This is a genomic window from Streptomyces sp. NPDC028635, assembly GCF_040637635.1.
Taxonomy (GTDB): Bacteria; Actinomycetota; Actinomycetes; order Streptomycetales; family Streptomycetaceae; genus Streptomyces.
Genome location: NZ_JBEZWX010000012.1, coordinates 104811 through 123802 on the forward strand (window position 1 = coordinate 104811; position 18992 = coordinate 123802).

Annotated in this window: 15 protein-coding genes; 8 read left to right on the forward strand and 7 right to left on the reverse strand. The window is 69.1% G+C overall.

The window, feature by feature from the left end:
* Nucleotides 1-11: 11 nt before the first annotated feature.
* From gyrA to dnaA, 7 genes are all read right to left on the reverse strand, one after another.
* Entirely contained in the window at nucleotides 12-2606 is a 2595-nt protein-coding gene (gyrA, locus tag AB0E88_RS15900; protein ID WP_361630191.1) for a DNA gyrase subunit A, read from the reverse strand.
* Between the two features lie 42 nt (nucleotides 2607-2648).
* A complete protein-coding gene (gene gyrB / locus AB0E88_RS15905; RefSeq protein ID WP_361630194.1) occupies nucleotides 2649-4733 on the reverse strand; it encodes a DNA topoisomerase (ATP-hydrolyzing) subunit B in 2085 nt (694 codons plus the stop codon).
* A gap of 476 nt (nucleotides 4734-5209) precedes the next feature.
* Nucleotides 5210-5749 carry a DciA family protein gene (locus AB0E88_RS15910; protein ID WP_361630197.1) on the reverse strand — a complete coding sequence of 180 codons (540 nt, stop codon included), beginning with the start codon at nucleotides 5747-5749 and terminating at the stop codon, nucleotides 5210-5212.
* Nucleotides 5746-6867 (reverse strand): DNA replication/repair protein RecF, encoded by a 1122-nt coding sequence (gene recF / locus AB0E88_RS15915; protein WP_361630200.1) that lies wholly within the window; start codon nucleotides 6865-6867, stop codon nucleotides 5746-5748. Before recF ends, AB0E88_RS15910 begins: the two co-directional genes overlap by 4 nt.
* 98 nt (nucleotides 6868-6965) lie before the next feature.
* On the reverse strand, nucleotides 6966-7841 hold the full coding sequence (gene gnd / locus AB0E88_RS15920; protein ID WP_361630203.1) for a phosphogluconate dehydrogenase (NAD(+)-dependent, decarboxylating): 876 nt from the start codon (nucleotides 7839-7841) through the stop codon (nucleotides 6966-6968).
* Between the two features lie 211 nt (nucleotides 7842-8052).
* Nucleotides 8053-9183 (reverse strand): DNA polymerase III subunit beta, encoded by a 1131-nt coding sequence (dnaN, locus tag AB0E88_RS15925; RefSeq protein WP_361630206.1) that lies wholly within the window; start codon nucleotides 9181-9183, stop codon nucleotides 8053-8055.
* 1130 nt (nucleotides 9184-10313) lie between these two features.
* Nucleotides 10314-12392 (reverse strand): chromosomal replication initiator protein DnaA, encoded by a 2079-nt coding sequence (dnaA, locus tag AB0E88_RS15930; RefSeq protein ID WP_361630209.1) that lies wholly within the window; start codon nucleotides 12390-12392, stop codon nucleotides 10314-10316.
* Between the two features lie 377 nt (nucleotides 12393-12769).
* Here dnaA and rpmH point away from each other — a divergent pair, with 377 nt between their 5' ends.
* The 8 genes from rpmH to AB0E88_RS15970 all read left to right on the forward strand — a co-directional run bounded on the left by rpmH (nucleotide 12770) and on the right by AB0E88_RS15970 (nucleotide 18767).
* The gene (rpmH, locus tag AB0E88_RS15935) at nucleotides 12770-12907 is read left to right on the forward strand and encodes a 50S ribosomal protein L34 (RefSeq protein ID WP_005482975.1); all 138 of its coding nucleotides are present in this window, start codon (nucleotides 12770-12772) and stop codon (nucleotides 12905-12907) included.
* 21 nt (nucleotides 12908-12928) lie between these two features.
* Nucleotides 12929-13300, forward strand: a complete 372-nt coding sequence (gene rnpA / locus AB0E88_RS15940; protein WP_361630213.1) for a ribonuclease P protein component — start codon at nucleotides 12929-12931, stop codon at nucleotides 13298-13300.
* Nucleotides 13297-13650, forward strand: coding sequence for a membrane protein insertion efficiency factor YidD (gene yidD, locus AB0E88_RS15945; protein ID WP_361630216.1), 354 nt, complete (start codon nucleotides 13297-13299; stop codon nucleotides 13648-13650). The genes rnpA and yidD overlap by 4 nt, the downstream gene beginning before the upstream one ends.
* Before the next feature lie 3 nt (nucleotides 13651-13653).
* The gene (gene yidC / locus AB0E88_RS15950) at nucleotides 13654-14934 is read left to right on the forward strand and encodes a membrane protein insertase YidC (RefSeq protein WP_361630218.1); all 1281 of its coding nucleotides are present in this window, start codon (nucleotides 13654-13656) and stop codon (nucleotides 14932-14934) included.
* Between the two features lie 15 nt (nucleotides 14935-14949).
* The gene (locus AB0E88_RS15955; protein ID WP_361630221.1) at nucleotides 14950-15462 is read left to right on the forward strand and encodes a R3H domain-containing nucleic acid-binding protein; all 513 of its coding nucleotides are present in this window, start codon (nucleotides 14950-14952) and stop codon (nucleotides 15460-15462) included.
* A 119-nt stretch (nucleotides 15463-15581) separates the two neighbouring features.
* The gene (gene rsmG, locus AB0E88_RS15960; RefSeq protein WP_361630224.1) at nucleotides 15582-16298 is read left to right on the forward strand and encodes a 16S rRNA (guanine(527)-N(7))-methyltransferase RsmG; all 717 of its coding nucleotides are present in this window, start codon (nucleotides 15582-15584) and stop codon (nucleotides 16296-16298) included.
* A gap of 298 nt (nucleotides 16299-16596) precedes the next feature.
* The gene (locus AB0E88_RS15965; protein WP_361630444.1) at nucleotides 16597-17670 is read left to right on the forward strand and encodes an AAA family ATPase; all 1074 of its coding nucleotides are present in this window, start codon (nucleotides 16597-16599) and stop codon (nucleotides 17668-17670) included.
* The gene (locus AB0E88_RS15970; RefSeq protein WP_361630227.1) at nucleotides 17667-18767 is read left to right on the forward strand and encodes a ParB/RepB/Spo0J family partition protein; all 1101 of its coding nucleotides are present in this window, start codon (nucleotides 17667-17669) and stop codon (nucleotides 18765-18767) included. The genes AB0E88_RS15965 and AB0E88_RS15970 overlap by 4 nt, the downstream gene beginning before the upstream one ends.
* Nucleotides 18768-18992 lie beyond the last annotated feature (225 nt).

Here is an 18992-nt window from a genome sequence, read left to right on the forward strand (position 1 = left end):
CACTCCTCGTGCTACTCGGCCGAGGGCGACTCACCCTCGTCCGTGCCGGTGGTCGCGGCGTCGTCGGCGATCTCGTCCACGGCCACGTCGCCGTCGACTTCCTCCGCCTCACGCCCCGCCTCGGCGTTACGGGCGATGCCGACCACGGCATCGCGCTTGCCCAGGTTGATCAGTTGGACGCCCATGGTGTCACGGCCCGTCTCCCTGATCTCGTTGACTCGCGTACGAATCACACCGCCCGAGAGGGTGATGGCGAGGATCTCGTCGGTCTCCTCGACCACCAGCGCGCCGGCCAGCGAACCGCGGTCCTCCACGATCTTGGCGGCCTTGATGCCGAGGCCGCCGCGGCCCTGGACGCGGTACTCGTCGACGCGGGTCCGCTTCGCGTACCCACCGTCAGTGGCAGTGAACACGAACGTACCGGGTCGCACCACATTCATCGAGAGCAGTTCGTCTCCCTCACGGAAACTCATGCCCTTGACGCCCGAGGTCGCACGGCCCATCGGACGCAGCGTGTCGTCCGAGGCGGTGAACCTGATCGACTGCGCCTTCTTGCTGATCAGCAGCAGGTCGTCGTCGGCCGAGACCAGCTCCGCGCCGATCAGCTCGTCGTCGCCGCCCTCCTCGCGCTCACGGAGGTTGATGGCGATGACACCGCCCGAGCGCGGCGAGTCGTAGTCCTTCAGCGGAGTCTTCTTCACCAGGCCGGACTTGGTGGCCAGCACCAGGTACGGCACCGCCTCGTAGTCGCGGATGGCGAGGATCTCGGCGATCGCCTCGTCCGGCTGGAAGGCGAGCAGGTTCGCCACGTGCTGGCCGCGCGCGTCCCGGCCGGCCTCGGGCAGCTCGTAGCCCTTGATGCGGTAGACGCGGCCCTTGTTGGTGAAGAACAGCAGCCAGTGGTGCGTGGTGGAGACGAAGAAGTGGTCGACGATGTCGTCTTCCTTCAGCTTCGTGCCCCGTACGCCCTTGCCGCCGCGCTTCTGCGCCCGGTAGTCGTCGGTCTTGGTCCGCTTGATGTAGCCGCCGCGGGTGACGGTGACGACGATGTCCTCTTCGGCGATCAGGTCCTCGATGGACATGTCGCCCTCGTAGGGGATCAGCTTCGTCTTGCGGTCGTCGCCGTACTTCTCGACGATCGCGGCCAGCTCCTCGCTGACGATGCCGCGCTGACGGACCGGCGAGGCGAGGATCGCGTTGTACTCGGTGATCTTCGCCTGGAGCTCGTCGTGCTCCTGGACGATCTTCTGCCGCTCCAGGGCCGCCAGGCGCCGCAGCTGCATCTCGAGGATCGCGTTGGCCTGGATCTCGTCGATCTCCAGCAGGTCCATCAGGCCGTGGCGGGCGACGTCGACGGTCTCACTGCGCCGGATCAGCGCGATGACCTCGTCGATGGCGTCGAGCGCCTTGAGCAGACCGCGCAGGATGTGCGCGCGTTCCTCCGCCTTGCGCAGCCGGAAGCGCGTACGGCGGACGATGACCTCGATCTGGTGCGTCACCCAGTGGCGGATGAACGCGTCCAGCGACAGCGTGCGCGGTACGCCGTCGACCAGCGCGAGCATGTTCGCGCCGAAGTTCGTCTGCAGGTCGGTGTGCTTGTACAGGTTGTTCAGGACGACCTTGGCGACCGCGTCCCGCTTGAGCACGATGACCAGGCGCTGGCCGGTGCGCGAGGACGTCTCGTCGCGGACGTCGGCGATGCCGCCGATCTTGCCGTCCTTCACCAGGTCGGCGATCTTCTGCGCCAGGTTGTCGGGGTTCACCTGGTACGGCAGCTCGGTGACGACCAGGCACTGCCGGTTCTGGATCTCCTCGACCTCGATCACCGCGCGCATGGTGATCGAACCGCGGCCGGTGCGGTAGGCCTCCTCGATGCCCTTGCGGCCCACGACGAGCGCGCCGGTCGGGAAGTCGGGGCCCTTGATGCGCTCGATCAGCGCGTCCAGCAGCTCCTCGTGCGAGGCCTCGGGGTTCTCCAGGTACCACTGGGCACCGGCGGCGACCTCGCGCAGGTTGTGCGGCGGGATGTTGGTCGCCATGCCGACCGCGATGCCGGCGGAGCCGTTGATCAGCAGGTTCGGGAAGCGGGAGGGCAGGACGGTCGGCTCCTGGGAGCGGCCGTCGTAGTTGTCCGTGAAGTCGACGGTCTCCTCGTCGATGTCGCGGACCATCTCCATCGACAGCGGCGCCATCTTGCACTCGGTGTAGCGCATCGCCGCGGCCGGGTCGTTGCCCGGCGAGCCGAAGTTGCCGTTGGAGTCGACCAGCGGCATCCGCATCGACCACGGCTGGGCCAGGCGGACCAGGGCGTCGTAGATCGAGGAGTCGCCGTGCGGGTGGTAGTTGCCCATGACGTCGCCGACGACACGGGCGCACTTGTAGAAGCCGCGCTCGGGACGGTAGCCGCCGTCGTACATCGCGTACAGCACGCGGCGGTGGACGGGCTTGAGGCCGTCCCGGACGTCGGGCAGCGCACGCGAGACGATGACGGACATCGCGTAGTCGAGGTACGAGCGCTGCATCTCCGTCTCGAGCCCGACGGGCTCGACACGCTGGGCGATGACGCCGTCACCTTCGGGGGTGACGGGGGTGTTCTCGTCGGCCATTGCTGGTGAAGATCCTTCCTGGTGCGGTCAGCTGAGACCGACTCAGATGTCGAGGAAGCGGACGTCCTTGGCGTTGCGCTGGATGAACTGCCGGCGTGCCTCGACGTCCTCGCCCATCAGCACCGAGAACAGCTCGTCGGCCTGCGCGGCGTCGTCGAGGGTGACCTGGCCGAGAACGCGGTGCTCCTGGTCCATGGTGGTCACGCGCAGCTCCTCGGCGTTCATCTCGCCGAGACCCTTGAAGCGCTGGATCGAGTCCTCGCGCACCCGCTTGCCGCGCTGGCGGCCCATCTCCAGCAGCGCGTCGCGCTCGCGGTCGGAGTAGGCGTACTCGATGTCGTCCTTGCCCCACTTGATCTTGTAGAGCGGCGGGCGGGACAGGAACACGTGCCCGGCCTCGACCAGCGGCCGCATGAAGCGGAACAGGAAGGTCAGCAGCAGCGTGTTGATGTGCTGGCCGTCGACGTCGGCGTCCGCCATCAGGATGATCTTGTGATAGCGGAGCTTCTCGATGTCGAAGTCCTCGTGCACACCCGTGCCGAAGGCGGAGATCAGCGCCTGGATCTCCTGGTTCTGCAGGATCTTGTCGATCCGCGCCTTCTCGACGTTGAGGATCTTGCCGCGGATCGGGAGGATCGCCTGGTACTCCGGGTTGCGGCCGGACTTGGCCGAGCCGCCGGCGGAGTCACCCTCGACGATGAAGATCTCGCACTTGGTGGGGTCGTTCGACTGGCAGTCGGAGAGCTTGCCGGGCAGGGACGCCGTCTCCAGCAGGCCCTTGCGGCGGGTCAGGTCACGGGCCTTGCGCGCGGCCACGCGCGCGGTGGCGGCCTGGATGCCCTTGCGGATGATGTCCGCGGCCTCGTTCGGGTTGCGGTCGAGCCAGTCGGTGAGGTGCTCGTAGACCGCCTTCTGCACGAAGGTCTTCGCCTCGGTGTTGCCGAGCTTGGTCTTGGTCTGCCCCTCGAACTGCGGCTCGCTCAGCTTGACCGAGATGATCGCGGTCAGACCCTCGCGGATGTCGTCACCGGTGAGGTTGTCGTCCTTCTCGCGCAGCAGCTTCTTGTCGCGCGCGTACTTGTTGATCAGGGACGTCAGCGCGGCGCGGAAGCCCTCTTCGTGGGTGCCGCCCTCATGGGTGTGGATGATGTTCGCGAAGGAGTACACGCCCTCGCTGTAGCCGCTGTTCCACTGCATCGCGACCTCGAGGGACAGGCTCTTGTCCTTGTCCTCGGCCTCCAGGTCGATGACGGTGGGGTGGACCACCTCGCCCTTGCGGGCGTTGAGGTACTTCACGAAGTCGACGATGCCGCCCTCGTAGTGGTACGTGACGGTCTTCGCCTCGTCCTTCTCGTCGGCGCCCGCCTCGTCCGCCCCGGCGGTGGCCTTCGCCGACTCACGCTCGTCGGTGAGCTTGATCGTCAGGCCCTTGTTGAGGAACGCCATCTCCTGGAAACGCCGCGACAGCGTCTCGAAGGAGTACTCCGTGGTCTCGAAGATGTCCGGGTCGGCCCAGAAGGTGACCGAGGTGCCGGTCTCCTGCGTCGCCTCGTGCTGGGCCAGCGGCGCCGTGGGGACGCCCATCTTGTAGTCCTGCGTCCAGCGGTGCCCGTCGGTCCTGACCTCGACGGAGACCTTGCTGGAGAGGGCGTTCACCACGGAGACGCCCACGCCGTGCAGACCACCGGAGACCGCGTAGCCGCCGCCGCCGAACTTGCCGCCCGCGTGCAGGACCGTCAGCACGACCTCGACGGCCGGCTTGCCCTCGGAGGGCACGATGCCCACGGGGATGCCGCGGCCGTTGTCGACGACGCGCACTCCGCCGTCGGCGAGGATCGTCACGTCGATCGTGTCCGCGTGGCCGGCCAGCGCCTCGTCGACGGAGTTGTCGACGACCTCGTACACGAGGTGGTGCAGTCCGCGCTCGCCGGTCGAGCCGATGTACATGCCGGGTCGCTTGCGGACCGCGTCCAGACCCTCGAGGACGGTGATGGCGCTGGCGTCGTACGAGGCCGTGACCTCACCGCTCGAGGTGCTCGCCGCGTTGTCCGCGCCGGCGTCGGTGGACGGGATGTTCTCGTTGGGGTTGCCGGAATCGGCCACGAAGCGCCCTTTCTGGCACAGCACAAGCCAGGCTCCTGGGGGTTCCCCCTGTGCAGGAGGGTTGCCGGAGCGGCTGCGGCATGGTGCGTTGGTAAGCCTTGATCAGCGTTGCTCAGCGTTTCCCGGACGGTCCCCGTGGTTGGGGCGGGATCGGCTTCCAGTCTACCGGTAGCACTGACATCGATGGGGGTTTGCCGGTACCTGAGTCCCGATGTGGCGCCCTGAACCGGCCTCTTCCGACTCCCGATATACGGAAGGGGGCTCCAAGAGGCTCACAGCGGCACTCAGCGCCTCGGGCTGTCAACCCTTTGCTACTCGTGAGTCAGATGTCGTTTCGTACGCTTATGCGGCGATTTTGTGTGTCTTGCCGTGCACGCGTGCGTGCGTTCCGTACGCGAGGGTGGGCAGCACCGCGCGGGGCCCGGCCCGCACGCGCGGAGAGGTGTGGATTCGGTGTGACGTCCCTCACTCGGGCACGCCGGCGCGGTCCGCGGGCGCACTCAGCCGTAGGTGTCGCCCGGCCCGGAGCTGCCGGGGGCGCGCAGGGGACCGTAGCGGCGCACCGGGCCGCTCGGGCCCAGCACCTTGATCATGCGGACGGCGCCCTGCCCCAGGTCCTCGTTGAGCCGCGCGACCAGCGTCGGCGCCAGCAGCCGCAGGTTGGTCGCCCAGGCCGTGGAGTCGCAGCGCACCACCAGCACGCGCTCGTCCTCGTCGTACTTCTCCGGCACGCAGTGCTTGGCCACGTCCTCGCCGACGATCTGCGGCCAGCGGCCCATGACACCGCCCACCGCGGCCGGTGTCTCCCAGCCCCGCTCGGTGATCAGCCGGTTGATCGCCGCACCGAGCGCCATCGGGTCGCGCCCGTCGGCGCGCGCGCCGGAGCGCAGGCCACCACGGCGCGCCTGCTTCTTCTGCTGCGCCGCGTCGCCACGCGCGCGTGCGGCCTCCTTCGCGGCGCGCAGCGCCACGCGCGCGAGGTCGACACCGGACGGCTCGGGCGCCTTCTCCGGCCGGTTCTCCGGCTGCTGTGCGGTCATACGCGCGTCACCTCGCCGTCCGCCACCGCGTACCGCGCTCCGCTGAGCACGTGCGGTACGTCGTCGTCGACCGCCGCCGTCACGAGCACCTGCTCGCCGGGCGCCACCAGCTCCGCCAGCCGCTCCCGGCGGCGGGCGTCCAGCTCCGCGAAGACGTCGTCGAGGACGAGCACCGGCTCGTTGCCCTCGGCGCGCAGCAGGTCGTAGGAGGCCAGGCGCAGGGCGAGGGCGTAGGACCAGGACTCGCCGTGCGAGGCGTAGCCCTTGGCGGGCAGCTGGCCGAGCTTGAGCATCAGGTCGTCGCGGTGCGGGCCGACGAGGGTGACGCCCCGCTCGATCTCCTGCTTGCGGACGTCCGCGAGCGCCGCCATGAGCTGCGCGTAGAGGTCCTCACGCGCGTGTGCCTCGCCGGGCGCGGACGGCTTGTACTCCAGAGCGATCGGCCCGCCGCCCGGGGCCAGCTGCTCGTACGCCTTGTCGGCCAGCGGCTGGAGCGCGGCGATCAGGTCCAGGCGCTGGGCGAGCAGTTCGGCACCGGCGCGCGCGAGGTGCTGGTCCCACACGTCGAGCGTGGACAGGTCCATGGAGCGGCCGCCGTGCCGGCGGGCCAGCGCGGCCGTCTTGAGCAGGGTGTTGCGCTGCTTCAGCACGCGCTCGTAGTCGGAGCGCACGCCCGCCATGCGCGGGGAGCGCGCGGTGATCAGCTCGTCCAGGAACCGCCGCCGCTCTCCCGGATCGCCCTTGACCAGGGCGAGGTCCTCCGGCGCGAACAGCACGGTCCGCACGATGCCGAGGATGTCCCGCGGCCTCACCTGCGAGGAGCGGTTGATGCGGGCGCGGTTGGCCTTGCCGGGATTCAGCTCCAGCTCGACCAGCTGCTGCCGCTCACCCTGCCGCACCTGGGCGCGTACGACGGCCCGCTCGGCGCCCATGCGCACGAGCGGGGCGTCGGAGGCGACGCGGTGGCTGCCGAGGGTGGCGAGGTAGCCGACCGCCTCCACCAGGTTGGTCTTGCCCTGCCCGTTGGGGCCGACGAACGCGGTGACGCCGGCCTCCAGCGGGACCTCGGCCCGGGTGTAGGAGCGGAAGTCGGCCAGCGACAGATGCGTGACGTGCATGGTCGTTCGCCGACCTCCCCAGCCTTCGGGTAGTGCTTGTACTGCTTCTCGCGGCGCGCCGTGCCGGCGCGCGTTTTCCGGCGCGCCTGTCGGGCGCGCTACTTCTTCTCGACCGCGTGGCCGCCGAACTGATTGCGCAGCGCCGCGATCATCTTCATCTGCGGCGAGTCCTCCTGGCGGGAGGCGAACCGCGCGAACAGCGACGCGGTGATCGCCGGCAGCGGCACCGCGTTGTCGATCGCGGCCTCCACAGTCCAGCGTCCCTCACCGGAGTCCTGTGCGTAACCGCGCAGGCCCTGAAGGTGCTCGTCCTCGTCGAGGGCGTTCACCGCGAGGTCCAGCAGCCAGGAGCGGATGACCGTGCCCTCCTGCCAGGAGCGGAAGACCTCGCGGACGTTCTCCACGGAGTCGACCTTCTCCAGCAGCTCCCAGCCCTCGGCGTAGGCCTGCATCATCGCGTACTCGATGCCGTTGTGGACCATCTTCGCGAAGTGGCCCGCTCCGACCTTGCCGGCGTGCACCGCGCCGAAGTCGCCCTCCGGCTTGAGCGCGTCGAAGACCGGCTGGACCTTGGCGACGTTCTCGGCGTCGCCGCCGTACATCAGGGCATAGCCGTTCTCCAGGCCCCAGACGCCGCCGGAGACCCCGCAGTCGACGAAGCCGATGCCCTTGGCGGCCAGCTCCCGCGCGTGCTTCTCGTCGTCCGTCCAGCGGGAGTTGCCGCCGTCCACCACCACGTCACCGGGCTGCAGCAGCTCGGCCAGCTGGTCGATGGTCGACTGGGTGGGCTCGCCCGCCGGGACCATCACCCACACCACGCGCGGGCCGGAGAGCTTGCCCGCAAGCTCCTGAAGGCTGTGGACATCCGCGACGTCGGGGTTGCGGTCGTATCCGATGACGGTGTGGCCGGCGCGGCGGATCCGCTCGCGCATGTTGCCGCCCATCTTGCCGAGGCCGACGAGACCGAGCTCCATCAGTGGTGTTCCTTAAGGTCGCTGTGTGGCGTGCGGGGCGCATTGGCACCCGTGGGGCACCCTCGTCCCCCTGTCCGAGCCTAGTCCCGGACGGTCGCGCACAGCTGTGGGCACAGGCGCTCAGACGTGGGCCCTCACCTGGGGATTTCGGCGCCCGGTGGTCCACAGGCTGTGGACCACCGGGCGCCTTCGCTCCGGAGTCGGGGCGCGATCAGCCGCTCAGCCGCACCGGCATGATCAGGTACTTGTACGCGTCGTCCGCCTCGGCGTCCACGGCCGGCTTGCCGCTCAGCAGCGCGGGCTTGGTGGACGTGGTGAACGACAGCTGCGCCACCGGCGAGTCGATCGCGCTCAGGCCGTCCAGCAGGAACGTCGGGTTGAAGGCGATGGAGATGTCGTCGCCCTCGAGCTGGGCGTCGACCCTTTCCACAGCCTGTGCGTCGTCGCTGGAGCCGGCCTCCAGGATCAGCACGCCCTGCTCGAAGCTCAGCCGCACCGGGGTGTTGCGCTCGGCGACCAGGGCCACACGCTTGACGGCCTCCACGAAGGGGGCGGTCTCGATCACGGCGACGGAGTTGAACTCCGTCGGGAACAGCGTGCGGTACTTCGGCAGGTCGCCCTCGAGCAGACGGGTCGTGGTGCGGCGGCCCGCGCCCTCGAAGCCGATCAGGCCCTCACCGGCACCCGAGCCGGACAGCGCCAGGATCACGCTGTCGCCGCTGGTGAGTGCCTTGGCGGTGTCCTGGAGCGTCTTGGCGGGCACCAGGGCGACCGCGGAGACGTCCGGGTTCTCCGGCTTCCACAGGAACTCGCGGACCGCGAAGCGGTAGCGGTCGGTGGAGGCCAGGGTGACCGTGTCGCCCTCGATCTCGATGCGCACACCGGTGAGGACGGGCAGCGTGTCGTCCCGCCCGGCGGCGATGGCCACCTGCGAGACGGCGGCGGCGAAGACCTCGCCGGGGACCGTGCCCGTCGCGTTCGGCATCTGCGGCAGCGCCGGGTACTCCTCCACAGGCAGGGTGTGCAGGGTGAACCGGGACGACCCGCAGACCACCGTCGCCCGTACACCGTCTGTGGAAATCTCCACGGGCCGGTTGGGGAGCGCCCGGGAGATGTCGGCGAGCAGGCGGCCGGACACCAGGACCGTGCCCTCCTCCTCGACCTCGGCCTCGACGCTCACGCGAGCGGAGACCTCGTAGTCGAAGCTGGACAGGCTCAGCTGGCCGTCCTCCGCCTTCAGCAGCAGGCCGGCGAGGACAGGCGCCGGCGGACGGGCCGGGAGGCTGCGGGCCGCCCAGGCCACTGCCTCCGCGAGTACGTCGCGTTCCACCCGGATCTTCACGGTAAGCCGCCTCCTGCTGTTGCCGGCGCTTGTCGCCCTGCTTCGCCTTCGTCGTCTGTCTCGGTGTCACGGGCCCCGTCGGGGGGAAGGACACCGGGACCAGTCTGACGCACCGCACTGACAGTAGGTGCCCGTCGGGGTCAAGTCGCGACGAGGGGCAGCCGGTCAACCGGCAGCGAGTTGTGCACAGGTCCCACTTCGAAACGGTTTCCTCGCTCTCTCTAGTCGTTGGTAGTAGTAGGGCCTGTGGATACCGTGGATAACCTCGTTTGCGCAGGTCAGAACCCAAATTTTGTCCACGGGGCCTGTGGGCGGAGCCGGTGGACAACCGGGGCCTTCTGTGGAGAACAGAAAGTTCTGCACACGCCATCAACAGGCAGCGGCGAGTTCTCCCCAGAAGCGTCCCCAGGTTTACCCACGTTTCCCACAGCCCAACCCGGCAGCTTCGTGTGACGGCTTTCACTCGTGTCGGTGAGAGGGCGCGTCGGCTTGCCGAACAGTGGACAGACATGTGGAGAAGCGGGCGATCTCTGGGGACAACGGCCCTCAGCCTGTGAGTTACCCGTGGACAACTTCATGCACAGGGTGTGGACCGGCGACTTGTCCACACCCTGTGGATCTTCTTCGTCCACGGATCCACAGGCACCTGAGCTGGGCCGATGGCTTTCCCCCAGGCTCCCCTGTGGACACGATCTGGACAACTTGGCAGTCCCCAGGATGTGGACGCGAAAAAGTCCCCGAATCTGTGGAGAGAGGCCGTAACCCGGCGGTTAATCGAACAAGAGATGACAGAGGGGCGACGGTGATGGGAGCCGTCGGAGGGGCGGCGGAGGTCGGCGGAGGGCGGCGGAGGGGCGGCGGAGGGCGGCGGAGGGGCGGCGGAGGTCGGCGCGGGGCGTCGGAGGCTGTCGGACGTCGGGGGCCGTCGGACGTCGGGGGGACGGCCGGCGTAACTCGTCCCGAGGCCGTTGCCGGGGGTGTCGAGGGTCCCTTGCGGGCCCCGGATGCGTCGGAGGGCGCCCCCGGGCACGTCGGAGGGCGCCCCGGAAACGACGGAGGCCCCCCGGACGCGTCGGAGGGCGCCCCCGGAAACCCGGAGACGCCCTCTGGACGAGTCGCCGTCGCGGCGATCAGCCGTTCTTGATGCGGTTGGTCAGCTCGGTGACCTGGTTGTAGATGGAGCGGCGCTCGGCCATCAGATTGCGGATCTTGCGGTCCGCGTGCATCACCGTGGTGTGGTCCCGGCCGCCGAACAGCGCACCGATCTTCGGCAGCGACAGATCCGTCAGCTCACGGCACAGATACATGGCGATCTGCCGGGCGGTCACCAGCGCGCGCCCGCGCGACGTGCCGCACAGGTCCTCGACCGTCAGGCCGAAGTAGTCCGCCGTCGCGCTCATGATGGCCGTGGAGGTGATCTCCGGTGCCGAGTCCTCGCCGCCCGGGATCAGGTCCTTGAGGACGATCTCCGTCAGGCCCAGGTCCACCGGCTGCCGGTTGAGCGACGCGAACGCCGTCACCCGGATCAGCGCGCCCTCCAGCTCCCGGATGTTCCGCGAGATCCGGGAGGCGATGAACTCCAGTACCTCCGGCGGCGCGTTCAGCTGCTCCTGCACCGCCTTCTTGCGCAGGATCGCGATCCGCGTCTCCAGCTCGGGCGGCTGGACGTCGGTGATCAGCCCCCACTCGAACCGGTTGCGCAGCCGGTCCTCCAGCGTGACCAGCTGCTTCGGCGGCCGGTCGGAGGACAGCACGATCTGCTTGTTGGCGTTGTGCAGCGTGTTGAAGGTGTGGAAGAACTCCTCCTGCGTCGACTCCTTGTCCGCGAGGAACTGGATGTCGTCGACGAGCAGGATGTCCATCTCCCGGTACCGCTTGCGGAAGCTGTCGCCCTTGCCGTCGCGGATGGAGTTGATGAACTCGTTGGTGAACTCCTCCGAGCTCACGTACCGCACGCGCGTACCCGGGTACAGGCTGCGCGCGTAGTGCCCGATGGCGTGCAGCAGGTGTGTCTTGCCGAGGCCCGACTCGCCGTAGATGAACAGCGGGTTGTACGCCTTCGCCGGTGCCTCCGCCACGGCCACCGCGGCCGCGTGCGCGAACCGGTTGGAGGCGCCGATGACGAACGTGTCGAACAGGTACTTCGGGTTCAGCCGCGCGGTCGGCTCCCCGGGGCCGGAGGCCGGCGCGGGCTTCGCCGCCAGCGGTCCGGGCGCCCCGGTGGTGGGCAGGTTCGGGCCCACGGGGCCGCCGCGGTGCACGTGCCCGGAGCCGGGCGGCGGCTCGGGCAGGTCACGGCGGCCGCCGTCGCGCTGGTCGTAGTCACGGTCGTAGTCGCGCTGCGGACGGGTGTCCCGGGTGTCATGGGTGTCGCGGCGGTCGTACTCACCGCGGGGCTGGTCGTAGGACGGCCGCTCCGTGGCGGGCGGCCGGTAGTCCGCCGACGACGCGGAGGCGTACGGGTCCTTCGCCGGGCCGCCCGACGCGTACGGGTCGTTCCCGCCCGGCCCGGAGCCGTACGGATCCTTGCCGCCCGACGACGCGGAGGCGTACGGGTCCTTCGCCGGGCCGCCCGACGCGTACGGGTCCTTGCCGCCCGGCCCGGAGCCGTACGGGTCCTTCGCGCCGTGTCCCCCGGAGCCGTACAGATCCCGCTCCGGGAAGCCGAGCCGCTGCTGCTGCCAGCCGTAATCGTCCTGGGAGGGACGCGGCCAGGCGCCGGGCTCGGGGCGCTGGTACTCGGACGGGTAGGCGGGGCGGGCCGTGGGGAGCTGGTCGCCGGACTCGCCGCGGTGCCGGCCGTACCCCTCGTACTGGTCGTACTGCGGGGCGGCGGGCGGCTCGGGCTCCTCGTAGCGCGATTCCTCGTACCGCGGTTCCTCGTAGCGCGACTGCGGCGGGGCGGCGGGTGCGGCGGGGGCCGGGGGCTCGCCCGCCGAGTCGTCGACGGTGATCGCGATCCGGATCGGCCGGCCGCACTCGCGGCTCAGGGTCTCGCTGACGATCGGCGCCAGACGCCCCTCGAGGACGTTCTTCGCGAACTCGTTCGGTACGGCGAGCAGGGCCGTGTCGGCGACGAGCGCCAGCGGCTGGGTGCGCCGGATCCAGTGCTCGTCCCTTCCCTCGACCCCCTGATCGCGTCCCTCGCCGAGGAGCTGCTCCAGCACTCGTGGCCACACTGCGGCAAGATCGGCAGGTACGTCAGCCACAGGGCACGCTCTCTCAGAGAGTCCCTCGAACGTGTGGTTCGGGGACGGGTGGGATGTGAATCGGGTGGTTGAGGGGACAAGGGAACGAATCGGAGTCAAGCCACGGTAGTCAGCGCGGCCGGTACGGTTCAAGTTGTTGTCCCCAGGCTGTGGACAAGTGTCTCCCGGCGACTGTCGGTTTGACCGGATGGCGTAGTCCCGCGTACCGTGACCAGGTCGAGTTGTCGATGGCTGCTGCCGCCTGCCTCCGATGGGCACAGATCGCGTACAAGGTGATCGGACAGCGGTGCACTCGGGCGTAACGCGAGCTACTCGTGGGCGCACGGTGACAGCCAGGACGGCACCCCGCCAACCCCGATTCTTTCTGGAGCCCCCGAGTGAGCAAGCGCACCTTCCAGCCGAACAACCGTCGTCGCGCGAAGACCCACGGCTTCCGCCTGCGGATGCGCACCCGTGCCGGCCGCGCGATTCTCGCGAACCGCCGCAGCAAGGGTCGCGCCAGCCTGTCCGCCTGATCCCGATCAGGTCATGACGTCGTGCTGCCCACCGAGAACCGGCTGAGGCGGCGCGAGGACTTCGCGACCGCGGTACGACGAGGTCGTCGGGCAGCGCGCCCGTCGCTCGTCGTCCATTTTCGCAGCGGTGCCACGGACCCGCACGCGCCAGGGGAGAGCGCTCCCCCGCCGCGTGCGGGTTTCGTCGTGAGCAAGGCCATCGGCGGCGCGGTCGTGCGCAACACGGTGAAGCGCAGGCTTCGCCATCTGATGCGCGACCGGGTCACCCAGCTGCCCCCCGGTAGCCTGGTAGTCGTACGAGCGATGCCCGGTGCGGGCGACGCCGACCATGCACAGCTGGCCCGAGACCTGGACGCCGCCCTTCAGCGGCTGCTGGGAGGGGGCGCGCGATGAAGTACCCACTGCTGGCCCTGATCAAGCTCTACCAGTGGACGATCAGTCCGCTGCTCGGGCCGGTGTGCAGGTACTACCCGTCGTGCTCCCACTACGGCTACACGGCGATCGACCGGCACGGTGCGATCAAGGGAACAGCGCTCACAGCCTGGCGCATTCTGCGGTGCAATCCGTGGTCGCCGGGCGGAGTGGACCATGTTCCGCCGCGCAAGCGCCCGCGGTGGCACGAAATGCTGCGTGACGCCTGGCGTGCACGCAGGGGCGGGACCTCCGCCGCCGCACCGGCCACCGACGGGGAGATCCCTTCGAGCCCGGCCGCAGAGACCCCGCCCCATGCCCAAGGAGCATGATTAGTGGACACGATTGCCAGCCTCTTCAGTTTCATCACCTGGCCCGTCTCCTGGGTCATCGTCCAGTTCCACAAGGTGTACGGGGCGATCTTCGGGCCTGACACCGGGTGGGCCTGGGGCCTGTCCATCGTGTCCCTGGTGATTCTGATCCGCATCTGCCTGGTCCCGCTCTTCGTGAAGCAGATCAAGGCCACGCGCGCGATGCAGACGCTCCAGCCGGAGATGAAGAAGATCCAGGAGCGCTACAAGAACGACCGGCAGCGCCAGTCGGAAGAGATGATGAAGCTGTACAAGGAGACGGGTACCAACCCGCTCTCCTCGTGCCTTCCCATCCTCGCTCAGTCGCCGTTCTTCTTCGCCCTGTACCACGTGCTCAACGGCATCGCGACGGGCAAGACCATCGGTGTCATCAACGACCCGCTGCTCGCCAGTGCCCGTAAGGCGCACATCTTCGGCGCCCCGCTCGCGGCGAAGTTCACGGACAGCGCCGACAAGGTCGCCTCGCTCGGCGCGACGCTGACCGACGTCCGGGTCGTGACCGCGATCATGATCGTCCTGATGTCGGCGTCGCAGTTCTACACGCAGCGCCAGCTGATGACGAAGAACGTCGACACCACGGTGAAGACGCCGTTCATGCAGCAGCAGAAGATGCTGATGTACGTCTTCCCGGTCATGTTCGCCGTCTTCGGCATCAACTTCCCGGTCGGTGTCCTCGTCTACTGGCTGACCACCAACGTGTGGACCATGGGCCAGCAGATGTACGTCATCCACAACAACCCGACCCCGGGTTCCAAGGCGCAGGCCGCCTACCTCGAGCGCCTTCACAAGCACGTCACGCACCACGGCAAGGTCGGGCGGCGCAGGGACAAGGCCATCATCAAGGCCATCGTCGCCAAGGGCCGCGACCGCAACGAGTTCGAGCGCAAGTTCATCAACGGCCTGAGCAAGGCCGGCCTGGCCGCCCAGACCGACGGCACGGTGATCCGCGGCGAGAGCCAGGTCGACACGGTGGCCGAGGACGGCACGCCCATCACCGGTGGCCAGCCCAAGCGGCAGCAGCCCAAGCGGCAGTCCAAGGCCCAGCGTCAGTCGGGCACGACGAAGGCGGCCGATGAGCCCACGTCCACCGGCCCGTCGCTGAGCAAGTCCGAGGAGCCGGAGGACACCAAGCCCGCCGGTGCCGCCGGCAAGGCCGCCCCGAAGCAGGGCTCCGGTACCCGCAGCAAGGCCCAGTCCGGCCAGCGCAAGGGTCCGCAGCGGCCCAAGTCCCCGTCCAAGAAGTAAGAAGGAGCCCATCCCGTGACGGAAGGCACCACCTCCGCCGCTGCCGAGGGTGCAGACACCCTCTCCCGCCTTGAGCAGGAGGGCGAGATCGCGGCGGACTACCTCGAGGGTCTGCTGGACATCGCCGACCTCGACGGCGACATCGACATGGACGTCGAGGGCGACCGGGCCTCCGTGTCGATCGTCAGCGACACGGGCAGCCGCGATCTGCAGAAGCTCGTCGGCCGCGATGGCGAGGTGCTCGAGGCGCTGCAGGAGCTGACCCGGCTGGCCGTGCACCGGGAGACCGGGGACCGCAGCCGGCTGATGCTGGACGTCGCCGGCCACCGGGCCAAGAAGCGCTCCGAGCTGTCGGAGCTGGGCGCCAAGGCCGCCGCCGAGGTCAAGAGCAGCGGTGAGGCCAAGCGGCTCAAGCCGATGACCCCGTTCGAGCGGAAGGTCGTCCATGACGCGGTGAAGGCCGCCGGCCTGCGCAGCGAGTCAGAGGGCGAAGAGCCGCAGCGCTTCGTCGTCGTCCTGCCCAACTGACGTCGGTACGTACGTCACTCCGGCCCCGTCTGATGCGCAGGCGGGGCCGGACTTTGTCAGCCTGTAGGTCTGGTGATCGGCGCCCGTCGGCGCTGATGCGGTACGGAAGGACGGTCCCCGTGACGGAGGCAGCGGAGCTCCCCCCTGCGCCCGAGCAGGCGCGCGACGTGTTCGGTGATCGCTTCACGGATGCGGTCCGATACGCCGAGCTCCTCGCCGAGGCCGGTGTGCAGCGTGGGCTCATCGGGCCGCGAGAGGTGCCCCGCCTGTGGGAGCGGCACCTGCTGAACTGTGCGGTGCTCTCGGAGGTCGTCCCCGAGGGCGTGACCGTGTGCGACGTGGGCTCCGGTGCGGGCCTGCCCGGCATCCCGCTGGCGCTGGTGCGCGAGGACATCAAGATCACTCTGTTGGAGCCGCTGCTGCGTCGCACGACCTTCCTCACGGAGGTCGTGGAACTGCTCGGACTCGACCATGTGACCGTGGTGCGCGGCCGCGCCGAGGAGGTCATGGGCAAGCTGCCTCCCGTCCACGTCGTCACGGCCCGTGCGGTCGCCCCGCTGGACCGACTGGCCACCTGGGGCATCCCGCTGCTGCGTCCCTACGGCGAGATGCTCGCGCTCAAGGGCGACACCGCGGAGGAGGAGCTGAAGAGCGCGGCCACCGCGCTGAGCAAGCTGGGCGCGGTGGGGACGTCGATCCTGCATGTCGGCGAGGGCGTGGTGGATCCCCTGTCGACCGTGGTGCGGGTCGAGGTCGGTGAGAGCCCCGGCGGCGTGCGCTTCGCGGCGAAGCGTGCGAAGGCGGCACGGACGGGTCGGACGCGTCGGCGGCGTTGATCGCCTCCGCAGACGAGACGTACTCCACACAAGCTGCGCCGCGTACGCCTGACGGAGTGTCGCGGCAGTTCGGCCTGGCGTGCGCTGCATCGTGTTTCACGTGAAACGTCGCTCACTGCTGCACGGCATCATCAGTCGGGGCCGCGCTGCGGCCGACCCCCGCGACCGTAAGCCCCTCGGTTCACTCGATGAGCCCTCTGTCGACGAGACAGGGTCCCCCGTGGGGGGCACGGAGTTGTCCACAGAGGTGGATTTCTCCACAGAAGACCAGACCTCACTGGTTCACGACCCCGAAGACATGCGAGGCTCTGTTCATTGCGAGCCTGAAGTCGAGGAGAGTGAATCCTTGCGGTCCGACGCCAACATCGCGGGACCGATGACCGATCCGGTCCCCGGTCCCCGTACTGAGTCCATCGGGGACGATGTTTCACGTGAAACACCGCCCCCGATGGACGACACTCCGATCGGTCGTGCTGCCCAGCTTGCGGTGGAGGCTCTGGGCCGCGCCGGTGAAGGTCTGCCGCGACCGGAGCAGACCCGTGTGATCGTGGTCGCCAACCAGAAGGGCGGCGTCGGCAAGACGACGACGACCGTCAACCTCGCTGCCTCGCTGGCACTGCACGGCGGCCGGGTGCTGGTCATCGACCTTGATCCGCAGGGCAATGCGTCCACGGCCCTGGGCATCGACCACCACGCCGAAGTTCCGTCCATCTACGACGTGTTGGTCGACAGCAGGCCGCTCGCCGAAGTCGTACAGCCGGTCCCCGATGTCGAGGGCCTCTTCTGTGCCCCGGCCACCATCGATCTGGCCGGTGCGGAAATCGAGTTGGTCTCGCTCGTGGCGCGCGAAAGCCGGCTGCAGCGGGCGATCCAGGCCTACGAGCAGCCGCTGGACTACATCCTCATCGACTGCCCGCCCTCGCTCGGCCTGCTGACGGTCAACGCGCTCGTCGCGGGCCAGGAGGTCCTGATCCCGATTCAGTGCGAGTACTACGCACTGGAGGGCCTGGGCCAACTGCTGCGCAACGTCGATCTGGTGCGGGGGCACCTCAACCCCACGCTGCACGTGTCGACCATTCTGCTCACCATGTACGACGGCCGGACGCGCCTGGCGTCCCAGGTCGCCGAAGAGGTGCGCACCCACTTCGGTGACGAGGTGCTGCGGACGAGCATCCCGCGCTCGGTCCGTATCTCCGAGGCGCCGAGCTACGGGCAGACGGTTCTGACCTACGATCCGGGGTCGAGCGGTGCGCTGTCCTATCTTGAGGCGGCACGAGAGATCGCGCTGAAGGGCGTCGGCGTCAGTTATGAGGCTGCGCACGCCCACATCGGCGCCCAGAGCAACCCGAACATGGTGGAGGGCATCCAGTGAGCGACCGACGGAGGGGGCTGGGACGTGGACTCGGTGCGCTGATTCCTGCTGCCCCGACCGAGAGGACACCTGCCGCGACGGCCCTGGGAGGTGGCGCGTCGGCATCCCCGGCGTCGGTCCCGGTGCTGACGGGCGAACGAGGGGTGGCCGCCGCCAAGCTGGCCACGCTTCCCGCTGTTTCACGTGAAACCGAGGAACCGACGGCATCCGTTCCCGAGATGCCCGCGCCGCCCCTCGGCGCCCACTTCGCGGAGATCCCTCTCGACGCCATCCGGCCGAACCCGGAACAGCCCCGCAAGGTCTTCGACGAGGAGGCCCTGGCCGAGCTCATCACCTCCATCAAGGAGGTCGGTCTGCTGCAGCCGGTCGTCGTCCGGCAGGTGGGCCCGGCCCAGTACGAACTCATCATGGGCGAGCGCCGCTGGCGGGCCTGCCGTGAAGCCGGCCTGGACGCGATCCCGGCGATCGTGCGGGCCACGGAGGACGAGAAGCTCCTCCTGGACGCGCTGCTCGAGAACCTGCACCGGGCCCAGCTGAACCCGATCGAAGAGGCGGCCGCCTACGATCAGCTGCTCAAGGACTTCAACTGCACGCACGACCAGCTGGCGGACCGCATCGGCCGTTCCCGCCCGCAGGTCTCCAACACCCTGCGTCTGCTGAAGCTGTCGCCCAAGGTGCAGAACATGGTGGCCGCGGGTGTGCTCTCCGCCGGTCATGCGCGGGCGCTGCTCGGTGTCGACGACCATGAGGATCAGGACCGGCTGGCTCACCGCATCGTCGCGGAAGGGCTCTCGGTCCGTTCGGTGGAGGAGATCGTGACCCTCATGGGGTCGCGCCCGCAGAAGGCTCAGCGTGCCAAGGGTCCGCGGGCCGGTGGCCGGCTGTCCCCGGCGCTGTCCGATCTCGCGAGCCGGCTCTCGGACCGTTTCGAGACGCGGGTGAAGGTCGACCTGGGCCAGAAGAAGGGCAAGATCACTGTCGAGTTCGCCTCGGTGGAAGACCTCGAGCGGATCCTGGGCACGCTCGCCCCGGGCGAGGGTCCGGTCCTGCCCAGGGGTCTCCAGGAGGACGACGGCGCGGAGGAGTCCGACGTCTGAGTGCCCGGCAGGAGCGGGCCGTGTCCGGTGTGTCCCGGAACACGGCCCGCTCTTTGCTTTCTGCCGGTATCGATGGAATCGCATCGTGGATACGATGCGTTGGGGAATGGCGCATCCACCTGGCAGGCACCTTTCAGTGGGAGGCAGGGAGCCGTGCGAACGATGAGCCGGACCGGACTGGTGAGCGCGGGACTGGGCCTGGGCGCGGTCGGCGGATTTGTCGGC

What these genes read in the sequence shown, in the direction of transcription:
- yidD (WP_361630216.1), top strand. Translation starts at nt 13,297, where the DNA reads ATGAAGTACCCACTGCTGGCCCTGATCAAGCTCTACCAGTGGACGATC.
- gnd (WP_361630203.1), bottom strand. Translation starts at nt 7,841, where the DNA reads ATGGAGCTCGGTCTCGTCGGCCTCGGCAAGATGGGCGGCAACATGCGC.
- AB0E88_RS15965 (WP_361630444.1), top strand. Translation starts at nt 16,597, where the DNA reads ATGCGAGGCTCTGTTCATTGCGAGCCTGAAGTCGAGGAGAGTGAATCC.
- AB0E88_RS15910 (WP_361630197.1), bottom strand. Translation starts at nt 5,749, where the DNA reads ATGACCGCACAGCAGCCGGAGAACCGGCCGGAGAAGGCGCCCGAGCCG.
- gyrA (WP_361630191.1), bottom strand. Translation starts at nt 2,606, where the DNA reads ATGGCCGACGAGAACACCCCCGTCACCCCCGAAGGTGACGGCGTCATC.
- recF (WP_361630200.1), bottom strand. Translation starts at nt 6,867, where the DNA reads ATGCACGTCACGCATCTGTCGCTGGCCGACTTCCGCTCCTACACCCGG.